This is a genomic window from Mesorhizobium mediterraneum (assembly GCF_002284565.1).
Classification (GTDB): domain Bacteria; phylum Pseudomonadota; class Alphaproteobacteria; order Rhizobiales; family Rhizobiaceae; genus Mesorhizobium; species Mesorhizobium mediterraneum.
The window spans coordinates 492,141-510,628 of the sequence record NZ_NPKI01000015.1 but is presented as its reverse complement, the minus strand read 5'-3'; the positions used below and the strand labels follow the sequence as shown (position 1 = coordinate 510,628).

At 62.7% G+C, this 18,488-nt stretch carries 17 protein-coding genes; 9 read left to right on the top strand and 8 right to left on the bottom strand.

The window, feature by feature from the left end; genetic code table 11:
- Positions 1–53: 53 nt before the first annotated feature.
- From CIT25_RS11855 to CIT25_RS11845, 3 genes are all read right to left on the bottom strand, one after another.
- A complete protein-coding gene (locus CIT25_RS11855; RefSeq protein WP_095484696.1) occupies positions 54–323 on the bottom strand; it encodes a helix-turn-helix domain-containing protein in 270 nt (89 codons plus the stop codon).
- Positions 324–526: 203 nt separating this feature from the next.
- Positions 527–1,228: a phosphatase PAP2 family protein gene (locus CIT25_RS11850; protein WP_095484695.1), complete on the bottom strand. Its 702-nt coding sequence runs from the start codon at positions 1,226–1,228 to the stop codon at positions 527–529.
- A gap of 12 nt (positions 1,229–1,240) precedes the next feature.
- A complete protein-coding gene (locus tag CIT25_RS11845) occupies positions 1,241–1,579 on the bottom strand; it encodes a hypothetical protein (protein WP_095485095.1) in 339 nt (112 codons plus the stop codon).
- 207 nt (positions 1,580–1,786) lie between these two features.
- On the opposite strand from CIT25_RS11845, the gene CIT25_RS11840 reads away from it, so the two are divergent.
- Together CIT25_RS11840 and CIT25_RS11835 are read left to right on the top strand one after the other, a co-directional pair.
- Positions 1,787–3,808: a PhoX family protein gene (locus CIT25_RS11840; RefSeq protein ID WP_095484694.1), complete on the top strand. Its 2,022-nt coding sequence runs from the start codon at positions 1,787–1,789 to the stop codon at positions 3,806–3,808.
- Between the two features lie 407 nt (positions 3,809–4,215).
- The gene (locus CIT25_RS11835) at positions 4,216–5,253 is read left to right on the top strand and encodes a phosphatidylglycerol lysyltransferase domain-containing protein (RefSeq protein WP_095484693.1); all 1,038 of its coding nucleotides are present in this window, start codon (positions 4,216–4,218) and stop codon (positions 5,251–5,253) included.
- Between the two features lie 28 nt (positions 5,254–5,281).
- On the opposite strand, the gene CIT25_RS11830 is transcribed toward CIT25_RS11835, so the two are convergent.
- On the bottom strand, positions 5,282–6,043 hold the full coding sequence (locus CIT25_RS11830; RefSeq protein ID WP_095484692.1) for an ABC transporter permease: 762 nt from the start codon (positions 6,041–6,043) through the stop codon (positions 5,282–5,284).
- On the bottom strand, positions 6,040–6,966 hold the full coding sequence (locus CIT25_RS11825; RefSeq protein ID WP_095484691.1) for an ABC transporter ATP-binding protein: 927 nt from the start codon (positions 6,964–6,966) through the stop codon (positions 6,040–6,042). The genes CIT25_RS11830 and CIT25_RS11825 overlap by 4 nt, the downstream gene beginning before the upstream one ends.
- Before the next feature lie 455 nt (positions 6,967–7,421).
- On the opposite strand from CIT25_RS11825, the gene CIT25_RS11820 reads away from it, so the two are divergent.
- From CIT25_RS11820 to CIT25_RS11790, 7 genes are all read left to right on the top strand, one after another.
- On the top strand, positions 7,422–8,792 hold the full coding sequence (locus tag CIT25_RS11820; protein ID WP_095484690.1) for a cytochrome ubiquinol oxidase subunit I: 1,371 nt from the start codon (positions 7,422–7,424) through the stop codon (positions 8,790–8,792).
- Positions 8,792–9,796, top strand: a complete 1,005-nt coding sequence (locus CIT25_RS11815) for a cytochrome d ubiquinol oxidase subunit II (protein ID WP_095484689.1) — start codon at positions 8,792–8,794, stop codon at positions 9,794–9,796. The genes CIT25_RS11820 and CIT25_RS11815 overlap by 1 nt, the downstream gene beginning before the upstream one ends.
- A 125-nt stretch (positions 9,797–9,921) precedes the next feature.
- The gene (locus tag CIT25_RS11810; protein ID WP_095484688.1) at positions 9,922–12,495 is read left to right on the top strand and encodes a mechanosensitive ion channel family protein; all 2,574 of its coding nucleotides are present in this window, start codon (positions 9,922–9,924) and stop codon (positions 12,493–12,495) included.
- A 208-nt stretch (positions 12,496–12,703) separates the two neighbouring features.
- Positions 12,704–13,495: a transporter substrate-binding domain-containing protein gene (locus CIT25_RS11805; RefSeq protein WP_425351740.1), complete on the top strand. Its 792-nt coding sequence runs from the start codon at positions 12,704–12,706 to the stop codon at positions 13,493–13,495.
- A gap of 40 nt (positions 13,496–13,535) precedes the next feature.
- Positions 13,536–14,207, top strand: a complete 672-nt coding sequence (locus tag CIT25_RS11800; protein WP_095484687.1) for an amino acid ABC transporter permease — start codon at positions 13,536–13,538, stop codon at positions 14,205–14,207.
- A 10-nt stretch (positions 14,208–14,217) separates the two neighbouring features.
- On the top strand, positions 14,218–14,877 hold the full coding sequence (locus CIT25_RS11795; RefSeq protein WP_095484686.1) for an amino acid ABC transporter permease: 660 nt from the start codon (positions 14,218–14,220) through the stop codon (positions 14,875–14,877).
- Entirely contained in the window at positions 14,855–15,580 is a 726-nt protein-coding gene (locus tag CIT25_RS11790) for an amino acid ABC transporter ATP-binding protein (RefSeq protein WP_095484685.1), read from the top strand. Before CIT25_RS11795 ends, CIT25_RS11790 begins: the two co-directional genes overlap by 23 nt.
- A gap of 290 nt (positions 15,581–15,870) precedes the next feature.
- Here the strand turns inward: CIT25_RS11790 and msrA are convergent, their stop codons facing one another.
- The 3 genes from msrA to CIT25_RS11775 form a co-directional block, all read right to left on the bottom strand.
- Positions 15,871–16,611: a peptide-methionine (S)-S-oxide reductase MsrA gene (gene msrA, locus CIT25_RS11785; protein WP_095484684.1), complete on the bottom strand. Its 741-nt coding sequence runs from the start codon at positions 16,609–16,611 to the stop codon at positions 15,871–15,873.
- Between the two features lie 184 nt (positions 16,612–16,795).
- On the bottom strand, positions 16,796–17,086 hold the full coding sequence (locus CIT25_RS11780; RefSeq protein ID WP_095484683.1) for a pentapeptide MXKDX repeat protein: 291 nt from the start codon (positions 17,084–17,086) through the stop codon (positions 16,796–16,798).
- Between the two features lie 260 nt (positions 17,087–17,346).
- Complete coding sequence (locus tag CIT25_RS11775) at positions 17,347–18,432, bottom strand: TadE/TadG family type IV pilus assembly protein (RefSeq protein WP_095484682.1); 1,086 nt, start codon at positions 18,430–18,432, stop codon at positions 17,347–17,349.
- Between the last annotated feature and the right edge of the window lie 56 nt (positions 18,433–18,488).

Genomic DNA, 18,488 nt, shown 5'->3' with positions numbered 1-18,488 from the left:
GCGGCGGGATCGTCGGCAGGACTGTCGGCGGTCGCCGTCGCGACTTTGTCGGCTCAGCCCGGCGGGTTCCGCGGCACGACCGGCTTGAGGCGCACGCCCCTGCCACCGCGCTCGCTGGCCTGGTTCTCGCCGATCAGTTCCACGCCGGCCCCATCGAGGGCCTGGATGACCTTCATCAGCGTATCGACCACGCCCCTGACCACGCCGTCGCTCGCTTCCATGCGCTGAATGGTTGGAAGTGAAACCCCGGCGCGCTCGGCGAGCGTCTTCTGATCGATGCCGGCCAGCGCCCTTGCGGCGCGCATCTGCGCGGCAGTGATCATCGGCTAAAAACCCCCGTCTGAGTCTGCATTCCCATGCATAATACTATCATTTTGATGGTTCAAGCATCATGATGCATATGTCAGACATGCACGCACCAAGATCGGTTGTGTCCTGCAGAGCTTGCGTGCCAGCTAGGACAGTAGGCCCTCGGGCGCCGCAAATTTCGAGGAGAATTAGCCGCAGCGTCGTTCTGACGGCCGGTTCAGCCGCCGTCGGTGTGCCCGCGCCATCGCTGTAGCGTCCGTGCGGCCAGCCAGCACAGCATCGCCCAGGCGAAGCCGGCACACCAGCCGGCCAGCACGTCGGACGGCCAATGAACACCGAGATAGACGCGGCTGATGCCGACCAGCAGGGTCGTCAGCACCGCAAGTGCCAACACATAGATCTTGGTCGTTCGCCCAGGCAGGAAGCGCGACGCCATGCTGCCCAGCGTCAAATATGTCACCGCCGACAGCATCGCATGGCCGCTCGGAAACGAAAGCGTCGCCACGTCGGCGAGATGCGAGACCAGATCGGGGCGCGGCCGGTCGATTCCGAGCTTCAGCGTGCTCGACAGGGCCTGCCCGCCCGCCACTGCCACGAAAACGAGAAACGCTGGTCCCGGTCTGTGGATCAGCAGCAGATAAACGATCACCGCAGCAGTGATCAGCACGAGCACGCTGGCGCTGCCGAGGCTGGTGAGGTCGCGCATCGCTCCTTCCAGCCATGGCGGTCCGATCGGATTGTCAGGCTGGCCCGCTTCACGGAAAGCGAGCAGGATTTCCGTATCGAAGGCGTGCGGCGTGGTGTCTCGCGCCACCTCCATCAGCTCCTCGAACCCCCACAATCCGCCGGCGATGACCAGTCCGGCCAGCAGCACCGGGAATTCGATCCAGTTGAGCAACTTGTTTGCGGTATTCTTCATCGACCCTCGCAATTACAATTTTTGCAGATAGGGTCCGAGCGTTATCAGCGCCACAGCTGCGACGGCGAGCACGATGCCAGTCGCCTGCAACGCATTGACGCGCTCGCCGAAGAAGACCAGGGCCACGACGTTCACCGACACCAGCTGGATCACCGCCGACAGGCTGAAAGACACCGACATGCCGAATTCACGGATCAGCCTCAGCATGATCAGATTGCCCAGCGAATAGAGCGCCAAGGTCAGAACGATCTTGCCGAGGCTCGGCGCCAGTCCCCATTGCTTCGCCGCCGTCGCTGCCAGCAGGAAGATCACTGTAGAAATGCCGAGCTGCCCCAGTCCCCAAAAACTCACTTTTTGTCCCTCTCGAAGCGGTGCTTCCGCGCCTGCAGCAGATCTTGTTTCCGAAGCGTCGGTCGCGGTCAAGCGGGGCTGATCATGGACATGAAATCGGGGCTGGAAATTGGCCGGCAACGTCATCAAACTGTGATCTCCCGGCGATACGCGGTCAGTCAAGCAAGACGCTCCAGCCATCCCAAAGAAGCCAGAGGCAAGCCCCCCATGACTGAACATCGCTCGACTGAACATCGCTCGACCGAACATCGCTCCCCCGACGCCCAGTTCCGCACCAGTCTGCTCGAGGAAAACGATGGGCCAGGAACCAATCCCACTGACAACAAGACGATGGGCGAGATCATCGCCGCGCGTTTCTCGCGCCGCGGTTTTCTACAGGGATCGCTCGCGGCAACCGCCATCGCCGTCACCGTCAGCCCGCTCGCGCTGATCCTCGCCGACGATGCCCGCGCCGCCGGCGGCTCGGCCTTCACGTTCGACGAGGTCGAGGCAGGTGTCGACGACAAGCATCATGTCGCTCCGGGCTATGACGCCGACGTGCTGCTGCGCTGGGGCGATCCGCTGTTTGCCGATTCGCCGGAATTCGATCCGACTAAACAGTCGGCGCAGGCCCAGGAAAGACAGTTTGGCTACAACAACGACTATGTCGGCTACATCCCGCTCGACGGCTCGGCCGAGCATGGCCTGCTGGTGGTCAACCACGAATACACCAACCCGCATCTGATGTTCCCGGGCCTCGTCACCATCGTCGATGGTGAGGCCAAGCAGGCGCCGCTGAGCAAGGAACAGGTCGATGTCGAGATGGCCGCGCATGGCGGCACCATCGTCGAGATCCGCAAGGTATCAGGCAAATGGCAGGTGGTGCGCGACGGCAAGCTCAATCGCCGCATCACCTCCAACACCGAGATGGCGCTGTCAGGCCCCGTCGCCGGCCACGACCGCGTCAAGACCAATGCCGACCCGACCGGCACCAAGGTCATCGGCACCGTCAACAACTGCGCCGGCGGCGTCACGCCCTGGGGCACCTATGTCATGGCCGAGGAAAATATCCACGGCTATTTCTCCGGCGAACTGCCGGCCGATCATTCGGAAGCCGCCAACTACAAGCGCCTGGGCATTCCCGAAGGTGCCTATGAGTGGGCAGCGCATTATGACCGTTTCGACCTCGGCAAGGAGCCGAACGAGCCGAACCGTTTTGGCTGGATCGTCGAGGTCGATGTCAACGATCCGACATCGACGCCGAAGAAGCGCACCGCCATGGGCCGCTTCAAGCATGAAGGTGCTGAATCGATCGTCGCCAAGGATGGCCGCGTCGTCTTCTATCTCGGTGACGACGAGCGTTTTGACTATGTCTATAAATTCGTCACCGCAGGCAAATTCAACGCCGAGGACCGCGCCGCCAACATGGATATTCTCGACGACGGCACGCTCTACGTCGCCAAATTCGCCGAGGACGGTACGCTTGAATGGCTTCCCATCGTCTTCGGTCAGGGCCCTTTGACGGCGGAGAACGGCTTTGCCAGCCAGGCCGACGTGCTGATCGAGACGCGCCGTGCCGCCGACCTGCTCGGCGCCACAAAGATGGATCGCCCCGAGGACGTCCAGCCCAATGCCGCCAACGGCAAGGTCTATTTGATGTTGACCAATAATTCGAAGCGCAAGGCCGACCAAGTCGACGCCGCCAACCCGCGCGCCGAAAACGCCTTCGGCCACATCATCGAGATCGTCGAGGGCGGTGGCGATTTCACTGCTGCCAAGGGCAAGTGGGAAGTGCTGTTGAAATGCGGCGATCCCTCGGTGGCCGAAGTCGGCGCCACCTTCTCGACCGCAACGACCGCCAATGGCTGGTTCGGCATGCCGGACAACTGTGCCGTCGATGCGGCCGGCCGGCTCTGGGTTTCGACCGACGGCCAGGGCCCGAAGGCGACCGGCCGCACCGACGGCCTGTGGGCGGTCGACACCGAAGGCGAGGCGCGGGCGACATCAAAGCTGTTCTTCCGCGTGCCGATCGGCGCCGAAATGTGCGGCCCGCTATTCACGCCCGACGATCAGACCGCTTTCGTCGCCGTCCAGCATCCGGGCGATGGCGGCGAAGATTGGGAGCCTTTTGGCCGTCCCTCTTACTACGAGGACCTGTCGACCCGCTGGCCCGACTTCAAGCCCGACATGCCGGTGCGGCCGTCGGTCGTCGCCATCACCAAACAGGGCGGCGGCAAGATTGCGGTCTAGAGCAATTCCAGGAAAAGTGTGAAACGGTTTTCCGGGGAAAAGCGCTTAGCGCTTTCCCTAGGGAATTGCGCAAAAACAAAGAGATGGAGCGGTTCGGAGTTTCCGTGAAACGATGAAGCGCTCTAGAGTTCATCTCACTCCAAGGTCCACGCTGACAAATCGTGAAGGAGGGGTTTCGGCTCGACCGAAGCCCCTCTTTTTTATGCCCAATTGCCGGTTTATGCCCAATTGCTGAGATTCCGTTCCGTTCTCGCTGCCACCACTCATCGGTGTTCACCACGCCGGTTGCGCTCTAAAGGGGACATGCGCGATATGATCGACAATCAGACCGCCCAATGCGACTGATTCGAAGCCTGCGGGCTGGCGGGTATTCCCAATAGCGAAGCGCGGCACGCGGAACCTCGACCATGCCCTCCTTGCGCATTCATTTCGACCGCCTGCTCGAAGGCGCAGCGCCGAAGGTAGAGCGGCGGGAGCTGACGCATGTCGAGCGCCTGGCGCTGGTGCGCCGGCATGGCGATTTTTCGCTCGCCTATTCGACCGCCGTCCAGCGCAACCTTTCCTATTTCGGAGACGCTGACGGCTACATCGCCTTCGGTACCAAGATGAAGCACCATTTCGCGCTTGGCGACCCGGTGGTTCACCCGCCCGATCGGCCCGACTACATCAGGCGTTTCGTCGAGGCCGCCGACAACCCGTGGTTCGTGCAGATCGGCGAACAGACGGCGCGCGTGCTCGCCGGGCTCGGATACCAGGTCAATCGTCTCGGCGTGGATACGCGGCTGGTCCTGCCAGCCCATGATTTTTCCGGAAAGCGCAACGAAACCGTGCGCTATTCCGAGCGCTGGCTGTTGAAAAAGGGGTTTTCCTTTGCCGAGGATAAGCGGACCATCTTTCTCGACGAGATCCAGCGGCTATCGCAGAACTGGCGGGCGGACCGCATCGTCAAGCGATGGGAGATGGCCTTCCTCAACCGCCCGTTCAGCGATCATCTCGGCGTCGACATGCGCCGCTTCGTCCTGCATGGCCGCGATGGCGAGCTCGTGGCCTTGCTCGACTTCGATCCGCTGTTCAGCGGTGGCGAGGTGATCGGCTATACCACCTCGTTCAAGCGCAAGCACGTCGATGCCACGCCGCATGCCGAGATCGGCCTGACCAAATTCGCCGTCGACCGCTTCCGCGAGCAAGGCATCTCCGTCGTCACGCTCGGCCTGTCGCCGCTTGTCGACATCGGACCCAGCGGATTTGCCGAAAGCGACTTCTGGCGCACCTCTTTCCAGCGCGCCTATGGTTCGCCATGGATCAATCGCCGCAAGTTCAACCTGCAGGGGCAGGCTGCATTCAAACGCCGCTTCCACGGCATCGAGGAGCCGACCTACGTCGCCTTCCGCAAGGGGACCTTCGTCGGGATGCTGGGGCTGCTCCGCTTGGTCAAGTCCATTTGAAAGCGGCCATTTGACCGATTTGGCGGGGTCAGTTCCGCAGCCGGTAGCCGGTCCTGAAAATCCAAGCGACGATCGCTATGCAGATAAGCAGGAAAACGACGGTCATGCCGAGGCTGATGCCGATCGAGACGTCGGACTTGCCGTAGAAACTCCAGCGAAAGCCGCTGACCAGATAGAGGACAGGATTGAACAGCGTCACCGTGCGCCAGATGCCGGGCAGCATGTCGATTGAATAGAAGCTGCCGCCAAGGAAGGTCAGCGGCGTGATGATCAGCAGCGGCACCAGCTGCAGCTGCTCGAAGCTCCTCGCCCAGATGCCGATGATGAAACCGAACAGGCTGAACGTCACCGCCGTCAGCACCAGGAAGGCGAGCATCCAGAACGGATGCTCGATGGTCAGCGGCACGAACAGTGACGCGGTCGCCAGGATGATCAGGCCGAGTATGATCGACTTGGTCGCCGCACCCCCGACATAGGCAACGATGATCTCCAGATAGGACACCGGCGCCGACAGCAACTCGTAGATCGAGCCGACGAATTTCGGGAAATAGATGGCGAAGGAGGCGTTGGAGATCGACTGCGTCAGCAGCGACAGCATGATCAGTCCCGGCACGATGAAGGCGCCGTAGCTGATGCCGTCGATCTCGGTGATGCGCGAGCCAATGGCCGAGCCGAAGACGACGAAATAGAGCGATGTCGAGATGACCGGTGAGACGATGCTCTGCAGCACGGTCCGAAAGGCGCGCGCCATCTCCATCTTGTAGATCGCCCAGACTGCTCGCAGGTTCATGCGTCCTTCCTCACCAGATTGACGAAGATCTCCTCGAGCGAGCTGTTTTGCGTGTCGATATCGCGGAACTGGATGCCGGCCGTCTCAAGGTCGCGGAGCAGCGAGGCGACGCCCGGCCGTTCGCTCTGGTTGTCATAGGTATAAGTCAGTTGGTCACCGTTCGGCGAAAGCTCCAGCGCATAACGCGAAAACGTCTCGGGTATGGCGGCGAGCGGGCTGCGTAGCTCCAGCAACAGTCGTTTGCGGCCAAGCGTGCGCATCAGTTCGGCCTTGTCCTCGACCAGCACGATCTCGCCGCGATTGATGACGCCGACGCGGTCGGCCATCGCCTCGGCCTCCTCGATATAGTGCGTGGTCAGGATGATGGTTACGCCATCCTCGCGCAGCCGGCGCACCATCGCCCACATGTCCTGGCGCAGCTCGACGTCGACGCCGGCTGTCGGCTCGTCGAGGAACAGCACCCTCGGTTCGTGCGACAGCGCCTTGGCGATCATCAGCCGCCGCTTCATGCCGCCGGACAGGGTGATCGCCTTGGCGTCCTTCTTGTCCCACAACGACAGGTCGCGCAGCACCTTCTCGACGAAGGCGGGGTTGGCCGGCTTGCCGAACAGGCCGCGGCTGTAGCTGACAGTCGCCCATACGCTCTCGAACGCGTCGATGGTCAGTTCCTGCGGCACCAGCCCGATCAGGCTGCGCGCAGCCCGATAATCCCGGCTGATATCGTGGCCGTCCACGGTGACCGTGCCCGACGAGCGGTTGACGATACCGCAGACGATCGAGATCAGCGTTGTCTTGCCGGCGCCGTTTGGCCCGAGCAGCGCAAAGATCTCACCGCGCTCGATATCGAGGTTGATTTCCTTCAGCGCCTTGAAACCGGTGGCGTAGGTCTTGGTGACCCCGGAAATGGAAATGATGGAGGGCATGGCTGAAAAACGGCTGCTTGAAAGAGGTCTGTTGATTTTAATCCGCTGAATGTCGGTGCGCGCAGCCGGAAGTCAATGGCACTCCTGACAGTTCTGGACATTGGCCTGCGAAGACGCATCCACCCCTGCCGCAGTCGTGCGGTCGCACGCCGGTCTGTTCACTAGGCGATACAAGGCAGAGCCGCACCGGTCGGCAATGCCGCCGCAGACGGAAAAGCGAGCCTTTTCCTGTCCGAAACGGATGAACGGCTCAACAAGTACAAGCTCGGATCCTTGCGGTCCAAGCGGGTCGGAATGTTCACCGTGATGACCAACCACCCCACAGATCATCTAGTCCAGGATCAGGGATGAATAATCCCGTCCTGCGGCGTTCCGCCTCGCGTGACGCCACGCCGCTTTGACCGGTTGGCGCATCCGGCCTATCTTCTGCCACATAAGCAGCAGCCGGAGCCGCCATGGACCCGCTCATCCTTTCGCGCATTCAGTTCGGCGCGAATATCTCGTTCCATATCCTGTTTCCGGCTATCACCATTGCGCTTGGCTGGATGCTGCTGTTCTTCAAGCTTCGCTATAACGCCACAGGCGATTCCGCCTGGATGCGCGCCTATTTCACCTGGGTGAAGGTGTTCGCGCTGTCCTTCGCCATGGGCGTGGTTTCGGGCGTCACCATGAGCTTTCAGTTCGGCACCAACTGGCCGGGTTACATGAAAACCGTCGGCAACATAGCCGGCCCGCTGCTCGCTTATGAGATCCTCACCGCTTTCTTCCTCGAGGCAGCGTTCCTCGGCATCATGCTGTTCGGCTTCCGCCGCGTCTCCAACCGCATCCACACAATGGCAACCGTGCTGGTGGCCGGCGGCACCACCCTGTCCGCCTTCTGGATCATAGCGCTCAATTCGTGGATGCAGACGCCGGTCGGCTTCGAGATGCGCGACGGGGTCGCCCACGCCGTCGACTGGTGGGCCATCGTCTTCAATCCGTCCATGCCCTACCGGCTCGTCCACATGCTGCTTGCCTCCGGCCTGACGGTTTCGTTCCTGATCGCCGGCCTGTCGGCGCTGCGCTATCTCTATGGCGACCGCTCGGAATCGATGTGGAAGGCATTGCGCACCGGTGTCTTCACTGCGGCGATCCTGATCCCCATCCAGATCTTCGCCGGCGACCAGCATGGCCTCAACACACTGGAGCATCAGCCGCAGAAGATCGCCGCCATGGAGGCCAACTGGAACACCGGTCCCAACGTGCCGCTGGTCCTTTTCGCGCTTCCCGACGAGGCGGCCAAGGAGAACAAATTCGAGCTGACCATCCCCGACGGGGCCAGCCTCATCCTCAGGCACAGCGCCAGTGGGGTCGTGCCGGGGCTGAACGACTATCCCGGCAATCATCCGCCGGTCTTCCCGGTGTTCTGGGGTTTCCGCATCATGGTCGGTACCGGCATTCTGATGCTTGTCGTCTCCTGGTCGGCGGCCTTCTTCCTCAAGCGTCGTCATAGCCTGCCGAAGCCGCTCGCCCTGGCGATGGTTCCGATGGCGTTGTCCGGCTGGCTGGCGACGCTGGCCGGCTGGTACACCACCGAGATCGGCCGCCAGCCCTGGCTGGTCACCGGCGTGCTGAAAACTGTCGATGCCGTCGGCCCGGTCGCCGGCAGCCATGTCGCACTGACGCTTGCGATATACCTCATCCTCTACGTGCTGCTTCTGATCGCCTATCTCGGCGTGCTGGTGCATCTGGCTCTGAAGGCAGCGAAGGACGGCGACGCCTCGCCGCTGCCCGGCGTTCTCGACGCGCCGCTGTCGCAGCCGGTTGCCCAACCAGGAGAACGGTGATGACCTTCGATTGGCCGACCCTGCTCCCTTTGATCTTCGCCGGCCTGATGGGCCTCGCCATCCTGATCTACGTCATCCTCGACGGCTTCGACCTCGGCATCGGCATCCTGTTCGCGGTGGCCGAGGATGCCGAGCAGGACACCATGATCGCCGCGATTGGCCCGTTCTGGGACGCCAACGAGACCTGGCTGGTGCTGGCCGTCGGTCTGCTGCTGGTTGCCTTCCCGCTGGCGCACGGGCTCATCCTCGGCGCGCTCTATATCCCGGTCTTCCTGCTTCTGGTCGGCCTGATCCTGCGCGGCGTCGCCTTCGATTTCCGCGCCAAGGTGCCGGCTGGCAGGAAGCACCGCTGGAACCGCATCTTCTTGCTCGGTTCCGTCATTGCCTCGCTGGCGCAGGGCTACATGCTGGGCGTCTATGTGCTCGGGCTCGATTTCGGCCTGGCGGGCATGGCCTTCGGCGCGCTGGTGGCGCTCTGCCTTGCCGCTGCCTATGCGGCGATGGGCGCGGCTTGGGTCATCTACAAAACGGAAGGCGACCTGCAGAAGAAGGCGGTGCTCTGGCTGCGCAGGGCGCTGGTGCTGACCGCGCTAGGCATGGTCGCCGTCTCGCTGGCCACGCCGCTCGCCAGCCCGCGTATCTTCGACAAATGGTTCGTCTGGCCCGCCATGCTCTATCTGTCGCCGCTGCCGATCCTGTCGGCGGTGCTGTTCGGGTGGCTGTGGTGGCAGACCTTCCATCTGCCGAAAGCGGACGACCGCCATGCGCTCATGCCGTTCCTGACGCTGGCCGCCATCTTCACGCTCGGCTTTGCCGGGCTCGCCTGGTCGTTCTATCCCTTCGTCGTGCCCGACAGGCTGACCATCTGGCAGGCGGCGTCGGCGCCCGAAAGCCTCGCCATCATCCTGGCCGGCACGGTCGTCGTGCTGCCGATCATCATCTTCTATTCGTTCTATGCCTATCGCGTCTTCGGCGGCAAGGCGACGGATCTGACCTACGATTGACCGGCAAGCGCCGCGATCCGGCGGTGTTCCATGACCCAGCGGAAATAGAATATTCATCTTCCGGGGCAATAACCCTTCTTCGACAGTCCGGCCCCTGCTGCGCGGGCGAGAAGAAGGACAATGCAATGAGCGGTGTCCCCGTCGCATCAGATCGAGTGGCCTTGGTCCTGATCCGCATGATCGCTCTGATCGCGGCGCTTGCCTTGGCCGGCCTGCTGCCGTTCCTGCAGCCGGCGCATGCCCAGGACACGGCCAACTGGACCGGTGCCAACTGGACCGGTGTTTGGGACACGAAATGGCGCGGCGGCGGCGCCGAGATCACGTTCGAGCAGACCGGCGCCGAGGTGAAGGGCGTCTACCCGCTCTATAATGGCCGCATCGAGGCAAAGGCCGAAGGCGAAAAGCTTGTCGGACGCTGGTTCGAGGGCAACCGCCAGGGCGCTTTCCTCTTCGTTCAGTCGCCCGACGGCGAGAGCTTCATGGGGCGCTTCGAAACCGCTACTGCCGAATGGTGGACAGGCGTGCGCGTCAGCGCCGTCGAGGAGATCCGTGTCGACCAGACCAGCCCGATGACGACCATGCGCTCGTTCCTGCAGGCGATGAACGAGAGCGGCGCCGACAATGTGCCGCGCGCAACCGGCGGCGGCATGGGCCTCGCCGCCCGAGCGGCCGGGTTGGTCGATGTCGCCGACGCCGACCGTGGCGGCCTCAACATGCCCGACTACACCAAGCTTCTGTTCAATGTCATCGACAATGCGACCTTCCGCCTCTGGAGCCTGCCGCATGACGCGATCGCGGGCGACGAGGTGAGCGCCAAGCTCCAGCAATATGGCACCAACGTCTCCTTCGACGTCACCTTCCGCCGCAGACAAGGCGAGTGGTTCATCGTCGGGCCGCCGCTCGGCCCGCTCCAGGCCAAGCTCGCCGAATTCCAGGCGGCCCGCGGCGAAGCCGTCGACATGGTCGACAGTCCGAGCAAGCTTGCCTCGCCGCGCGATGCGTTCAAGGTGCTGCTCAGCGGCGTCACCGAGGCCGGCGACCCGGCACAGGCGGCGCTTGATCTGCGCGATTACACTCCAGCCGTGCGCGCCGACGAGGCGGTCCTTCTCGAGCGCTATCTGAAGAAGGTCATCGATCGTATCGGCTATGTCTACTGGCAGGAAATTCCGGACGATCCCAAAAGCAACACGCCCTATGTCTATTTCGAGCATCCGTCCGGCAACATCGTCATCGGCCCGGTGGAAACGGACCCCGCTGGCACCGGCAACGGCAAGATCTGGCAATTCACGCCCGAGACGCTCGCCAACATCCGCACGCTCTATGCCGATGTGGAAGAGGTCCCGGTGGCGCCGGAATTCGCCGCTTTCGCCAGCAACGACCCGTTCTTCGCCACGCGTGGCCTGGCGCGCGAGATCAGCCCCCGCCTGCTCACCCGCGCCGGACCGATGGAGCGCTGGCAATGGTGGATGCTCGGCCTCGCAGTGCTGGCCGGCATTGCCTTCGGCTTCATCGCCAATGCGGTCATTTCCTTTTTTGCGCCCAGTCAGAATCGTTCGCAGCGGTCGGGTTTCTTACGCGTAGTCGAATGGGCGGTGCGCGCGATCTTCCTAGGTCTTTTCCTTTTGGTGGCATTGCGCCCGCTCGGCCTGCCGCAAGTGGTCGCAGCACCAGTGAAGGCAGTGGCCTGGAGCCTGATCGTGATCGGCTTCGTTCCGGTGGTCTGGCATCTGATCGGCAGGATCGCCGATCGTTACCGCAATATGTGGCAGGTGCCCGGCTATCACGACACGCTGATCTCGCTGTCCACCGGCGTGGCCCGCGTGGCCGTGCTGGTCGTCGCCTTCCTGCTGTTGGCCGAAGTGCTTGCCATCCCCTATGAAGGCGTCATCGCCGGCCTCGGCATCGGCGGCCTCGCCGTGGCGCTGGCGGCGCAGCCGACGCTGCAGAATTTCCTCTCCGGCCTCACGCTCTACGCTGACCGGCCGGTCAGCGTCGGCGACTTCTGCAAGTTCGGCGGACAGTCGGGCACCATCGAGCATATCGGCATGCGCTCGACCCGCATAAGATCGCCCGACCGCACAATCATCTCGGTGCCCAATTCGGACTTCGCCGGCATGCAGATCGAAAATTACGCGCATCGCGACCGCACCCGTTTCGCGACGACGCTGCAACTGCGCTACGAGACCACGCCCGATCAGTTGCGCTATACTTTGGCCGAGCTGCGCAAGCTGCTGATCGCGCATCCGCGCGTCATCGACGATCCGTGTCACGTGCGCTTTGTCGGCTTCGGCCCCTATTCGCTCGACATCGAGGTGTCGACCTATGTCATGACGGCGGACGGGTCCGAGTTCCTCGCCATACGCGAGGACATCCTTTTGTCCATCATCAACATCATGGACGATGCCGGCACGCAGTTCGCCTTCCCCTCGCAGTTGGAGTACACCGCCGCCGATCTGCCGGCCGATGAAGAAAAACGCATCGCGGCCGAAAAACGGGTCAGCGACTGGCGCGAGGCGGAAAACCTGCCTTTCCCCGACTTCAGCCAGATCGAGAAGCTCGCCCTCAACAACACCCACGCCTACCCGCCGCAGGGCTCGGCGCATTTTCGCGAGACGAAGCCCGCCCCGACATCGACTGCGGCCGGGGCCACGCCGGAAAAGCTGCGCTGGAGCCTGCCGTGGCGCAAAGGGACGGCATAGCGGACCGTCCGCTCCGCACGACGCCAAATCCGCCACAAGAATTATCTGCACAATATTTAGGCAACCTGCCAGTCGGGCGGCATGGGTCGCGAAAGCGGCCTTATCCAATCCTACAGGGGAAGCCCGATTCCCGCCGATTTCGATGGTTTGGCATGTCTGTTGCTTTGCCCTGGCGACCAATTGGTTTGTCCAGTCAAAGGGGAAAATAATGAACCGTCGCAATATGTGCATGCTGGCCTTGGCCGCCGTGGTCGGGATGGCCATGGCCCCGTCTTCGCGGGCGCGGGCTGACGTCTTGAGCGACATCGGCGCGCGGGGCACCGTCCGCATCGCCGTTCCACAGGATTTCCCGCCCTTCGGCAGTGTTGGCGCCGACATGACGCCGCAAGGCTACGACATTGATATCGCCAATCTGATTGGCGAAAAGCTCGGCGCCAAGGTCGAGATCGTCCCGGTCACCAGCGCCAACCGCATTCCCTATCTTCAGACCAACAAGGTCGACCTGGTCATCTCCAGCCTCGGCAAGAATCCCGATCGCGAGAAGGTCATCGACTTCTCCGAGGCCTACGCCCCCTTCTACAACGGCGTGTTCGCTCCGGCGGATGTCGCGGTCGCAAAGGCGGAAGACCTCGCCGGCAAGACCATTGGCGTCACCCGCGGCGCGATCGAAGACCTCGAACTGACCAAGGTCGCGCCCGCGAGCGTTGAGATCAAGCGCTACGAGGACAATAACGGCACTATTTCAGCCTTCCTTTCGGGCCAGGTCGAGGTGATCGCGACCGGGAATGTCGTCGCCGCCGCCATTATCGAAAAGAACCCGCCCAAGCGGCCCGAGCTCAAATTCCTGATCAAGAACTCGCCTTGCTACATCGGCATGAACAAGGAGCAGCCGGCGTTGATGGCCAAGGTCAACGGGATCATCGCCGCCGCCAGGTCCGACGGCGCCCTCAACGCGATTTCGCAAAAATGGCTGAAGGTGGACCTGCCGGCTGACCTGTGATCGCCGCCCGCCGCGTGTGGTTTAGGTCAGACAGCAAGCCATGACCTATCAGTTCGATTTCGGCTGGCTGATCGATTCTCTGCCGGTGCTGCTCAAGGGCATCCGGATCACCGTGCAGCTCATCCTGATCGGCGCGGTGTTCGGCGTGGCATTGGGCATTGCCTGCGCCTGGGTGCGCGCCCTCGGGCCGAAATGGCTGAAACCCGTCGTCGCGACCTATGTCGAGCTGATCCGCAACACGCCCTTTCTGATCCAGCTGTTCTTCATCTTCTTCGGCCTCCCATCACTTGGCATCAGGATGTCGGAACTGAGCGCGGCCAACCTCGCCATGATCGTCAACCTCGGCGCCTACAGCTGCGAGATCATCCGCGCCGGCATCCAGGCCACGCCACGCGGCCAGTTCGAGGCCGGCGCCAGCCTCGCCATGACCCCGTTCCAGACCTTCTGGCACGTGGTTCTGGTCCCGGCGCTGCAGCGCATCTGGCCTGCGCTGTCGTCGCAGATCGTCATCGTCATGCTTGGTTCTGCCGTCGTCTCGCAGATCGCCGCTGAGGACCTGACCTTCGCCGCCAACTTTATCCAGTCGCGCAATTTCAGGGCCTTCGAAACCTACATCGTCTCTACCTTGATCTACCTGGCCCTCGCGATCCTGCTGCGCCAGATGCTGGCTGGCCTGGGCTGGATGCTGTTCCTGAGAAAGGCGTCGCGATGAGACATGCGCCATGACCGAGTTCAGCTTCTGGGACATCCTGCGCAACCTGCTTTTGGCCGCCCGCTGGACCGTTGTCCTCTCGCTGGTCTCCTTCATCGGTGGCGGCATCGTCGGAGCGGCCCTGCTTTTCCTGCGCATCGGCGGCCGGCGCTGGGCACGGCTTCTATCACGCGGCTACATCCAGCTGTTCCAGGGCACGCCGCTCCTGATGCAGCTCTTTCTCGCTTTCTTTGGGATTGGCCTGTTCGGCATCGACGTTCCCGCCTGGCTTGCCGCTTGTGTCGCGCTCATCCTGTGGACCGCCGCCTTCCTCGCCGAGATCTGGCGCGGCTGCGTCGAGAGCATCGCCAAGGGCCAGTGGGAGGCGTCCGCCAGCCTCGGCATGGGTTATCTCCAGCAGATGCGCTACGTCATCCTGCCGCAGGCGCTGAAAGTGGCGGTGCCGCCGACGGTCGGCTTCTCGGTGCAGGTGGTGAAGGGCACCGCGCTCACCTCCATTATCGGCTTCGTCGAATTGTCGAAGGCCGGTTCGATCGTCACCAACGCCACGTTCCAGCCGTTCACCGTCTATGGCCTGGTCGCGCTCATCTACTTTGCTTTGTGCTGGCCGCTGTCGAAATCCAGCCAGCTCCTAGAAAGGAAGCTCGATGTCGCTCATCGCAATCACTGAGGTGAAGAAGCGTTTCGGCGACAATGAGGTGCTGAAGGGGATTTCCGTCGACATCGCGCCGGGCGAGGTCGTCGCCATCATCGGCAAGAGCGGTTCGGGCAAGTCGACGCTGCTGCGCTGCATCAACGGGCTGGAGACCATCGATGAAGGCTCGATCGTCGTCGCCGGCGCCCAGTTCCTGCCCGACGAGGTTCATCTCAAGGCGCTGCGCCTGAAGGTCGGCATGATTTTTCAGCAATTCAACCTGTTCCCGCATCTCACGGCTGGCGGCAATGTCATGCTGTCGCAGATGGTGGTGAAGAAGACGCCGAAAAAGGACGCCGAAGCGGTCGCGCGTAAAATGCTCGACCGCGTCGGTCTCGCCCACAAGTTCGACGCATTGCCGGACGAACTGTCCGGCGGCCAGCAGCAGCGCGTGGCGATCGCCCGGGCGCTCGCCATGCAGCCCATCGCGCTGCTATGCGACGAGATCACCTCGGCGCTCGACCCCGAACTCGTTGCCGAAGTGCTGGCCGTCGTCAAGGAATTGGCTGCGGAAGGCATGACGCTGGTGATGGTCACCCATGAGATGCGCTTCGCCCGCGACGTCTGCTCGCGCGTCGTCTTCATGCATCAGGGCCGCGTCCACGAGATCGGCGCCCCCGAGGACGTCTTCGCCAACCCGAGGACGCCGGAGCTCAGGCAATTTCTGGGCGTGCAATAATCCATGTCGCCCAAAAGTGCGCAGCGGTTTTGGGACAACGACAAGAACCGCTGCACAGCAACGCCGGCGATCCTTCATGCCCCCCTCTGGCCTGCCGGCCATCTCCCCCACGAGGGGGAGATTGGATGTCACCTCGGCCTTCGCCAATCTCCAACGTTGAAGGAAGGGCGGGATGGCAAAGCTGCCGATCTCCCCCCAAGTGGGGGAGATGTCCGGCAGGACAGAGGGGGGCGCTTTCCCGCCGACGTCTGATGGGCAGGCGTCGCCGTCCGCCGCCCGCGAAAAGAAAATCAGCTCTTGTTGGCGGCCATCACCAGCACCGGCTTCTCGCTGTAGAGATCCGGAAAGAGCGTCTTCAAATTCTCGACCTTGGGCAGGTCGTTGTAGACGATGTAGGGATAGGTCGGGTTCAGCGTCAAAAAGTCCTGGTGATAGTCCTCGGCCGGGTAGAAGGGTTTTCCGGTCTCCAGCGTGGTCACGATCGGCTCCGGAAACACCTTCGCCTTGTCGAGCTGGGCGATATAGCTCTCGGCGATCTTCTTCTGGGCGTCGCTTTCGGCAAAGATCGTCGAACGGTATTGGGGGCCGCGGTCCGGCCCCTGGTAGTTCAGTTGCGTCGGGTTGTGCGCGACCGAGAAATACACCTGCAGCAACTGGCCGTAGGTCACCTCTGTCGGCTCGTAGGTAATCTCGACGGCTTCGGCGTGCCCGGTCCGGCCGGTGCCGACCGTCTCGTAGACGGCGGTGTCCTTGTCGCCGCCGGCATAGCCGGAGACGGCGCTGGTCACGCCCCTGACGTGCTGGAACACGCCTTGCACGCCCCAGAAGCAGCCGCCGGCGAAGACCGCCTTCTCGGTGCCGCTAGCGGGTTTTTCGTCCATCGCCGGCGGCGGGATCACCACCGCCGCCTCGGCCGAGATCGCCGGCGTCTGCCACAAGGCGGCGCCGGCCGCGGCGAGCATCAGCGCCGCAAGAGCGCTCCTGGGGAAGCGCGTCGACCGTCTCGCAAATGGTTCTCGAATACCGGTCATGTCTGATCTCCCATGATGGTGTTGTGACTATAGAACATTTGGGTCCGCCGGCGTCTCACATTGCCGTGCATATCGGGCCGTGCGTTTTTGGATTGCTGCGCCGGCGCAGGTTGCCCGCGCCGGGCCGCCAAGGCCGTCCCCGACCTGGACAGGGACGGCCAGGGACTGCCGAGGCCGACAAGACCTACTTGGCCATCCCCATCGCGTCGCAGGCCTTCGTTGCCTCGTCCTTCTTCATCGCGTCAGTTTCCATGGCTGCCTTGTCCATGCAGTCCTTCATCTTTTCGGCGGCCATCGGGTCGGCCGGCTTCATCGCGTCGGTGGCCATGGCATCGGCGGGCTTCATGGCATCGGTGGCCATCGGGTCAGCGGGCTTCATCGCATCCTCGGCGCGGGCGATGCCGCCGGCGAAAAGCGCCGTCGAGCAAAGCGCGAAGGCAAGCGCCGGCAGCGTCAGGCGGGTGAAGTCGGTCATGCTGGTCTCCTCTGGAGTTGGTGGCGCGCCGGAAATGGCGATCCCATCAGCTCTTCGCCGCGACCTGAGACTTCGTTACAGCCATCACCGCTTCGTGATCGGTGGCCCGGTTTTCCTCGCCAGCGCGATGCCCCCAGGGACGATCGAGTCGTCGCGATAGCGGCCCAAACGACAACGCCGCCCGAAGGCCGGGCGGCGTTTGTGATGGGACGATGCGATAGGAGGTCTCTTTTGCGGCGCGCCCCGCTATGACCGCCGGCCTATTGTATGAGCACCGTTTCCGAAGGCCGCTTGTTGAAGGCGCACTTGCCGGTCACGGTATAGAAGAAGTCGGCGTTGGACACTGGAGCCGGTACCGTGTTGCCGCCGTCTTCCCAGGCCTGCACGCTGGGTTGGCCGCATGGCACGGCGGTGAAAATGTCCACCGTTTTGCCTTGCCCGACTTCGACGCTGTCGATGTACAGCCGGTTGGACGTCGCCGTATTGTCCGATCGCAGAGTTGTTTTCGTGCCCGTGGGCAGGTTGCCGCCGCCAAGACCAGGATTGGGATTCGGAATCTTCATCTCCAGATAGAGCTTGTCCATCAGGCTGACGTCGATCACCGCGCCAGCGCCAGTGGCGGGGTACATGGTGTTGACGCAGGTGGTCGCATATTTGGTGTTGCCGCTCGTCTGGGTGATCGTGGTGGTGGGCAAGCCGTAGAAGCTGGTCACCGTGGTGGTCGTGCATACTTGTTTCTGGGCCAGCGTCTCTGTCGATCCGTTGATCTTATACACATTGGCCGTTCCATAGCCTTTCGGATCGCCATACCTGTTGTGTACGTAGGAGATCTTCATCAGCTTGTTGGCCAGCGTCTCACCGAACTTGGTGCCGTACAGCGTCATCGTCTTGTCCCAATAGCCCGAGATCTTGTTGACCTTGAACGTGGCCTCCACCAGCGCCGGTCTCTTTACTACCGCCGAGGCAACCCCGATCTGCACCGTTGGGACGTGGGCGATCTGCATGAAATTGGTCGGCATGGCGAAGCCGGCCGAAGCGTTGATGGTGGCAGTGCCGTCGGCGGCGACGACGAAGCCGTCGAGTTTGGCAGTGCCTTGCCCGCTATTGGCGGCAAATGACTCCTGCAGCTTAATCTGACGGTCCGCCAATGACGTGTCCGTCGGCAGCGTCGTAATCGACAGGGTCGCGGCATCGAGCGCGTTCTGCATCGATGCCTTGGTCGAAACGGCCGAGTTGTAGTCGAGCGAAAAGCCAAGGGTGGCAATCATCGGGATAAGCGCGATGGCGAGTATCGGCGCAAGGGAGCCGCTCTCGGAGTTGAGAAAATGACGTCCTGCTTGCAGCATGTCTTGGTTCCCCCAAACGGTGACGGGGTGTGCCCTATCACGCAGGGCGCGAACTA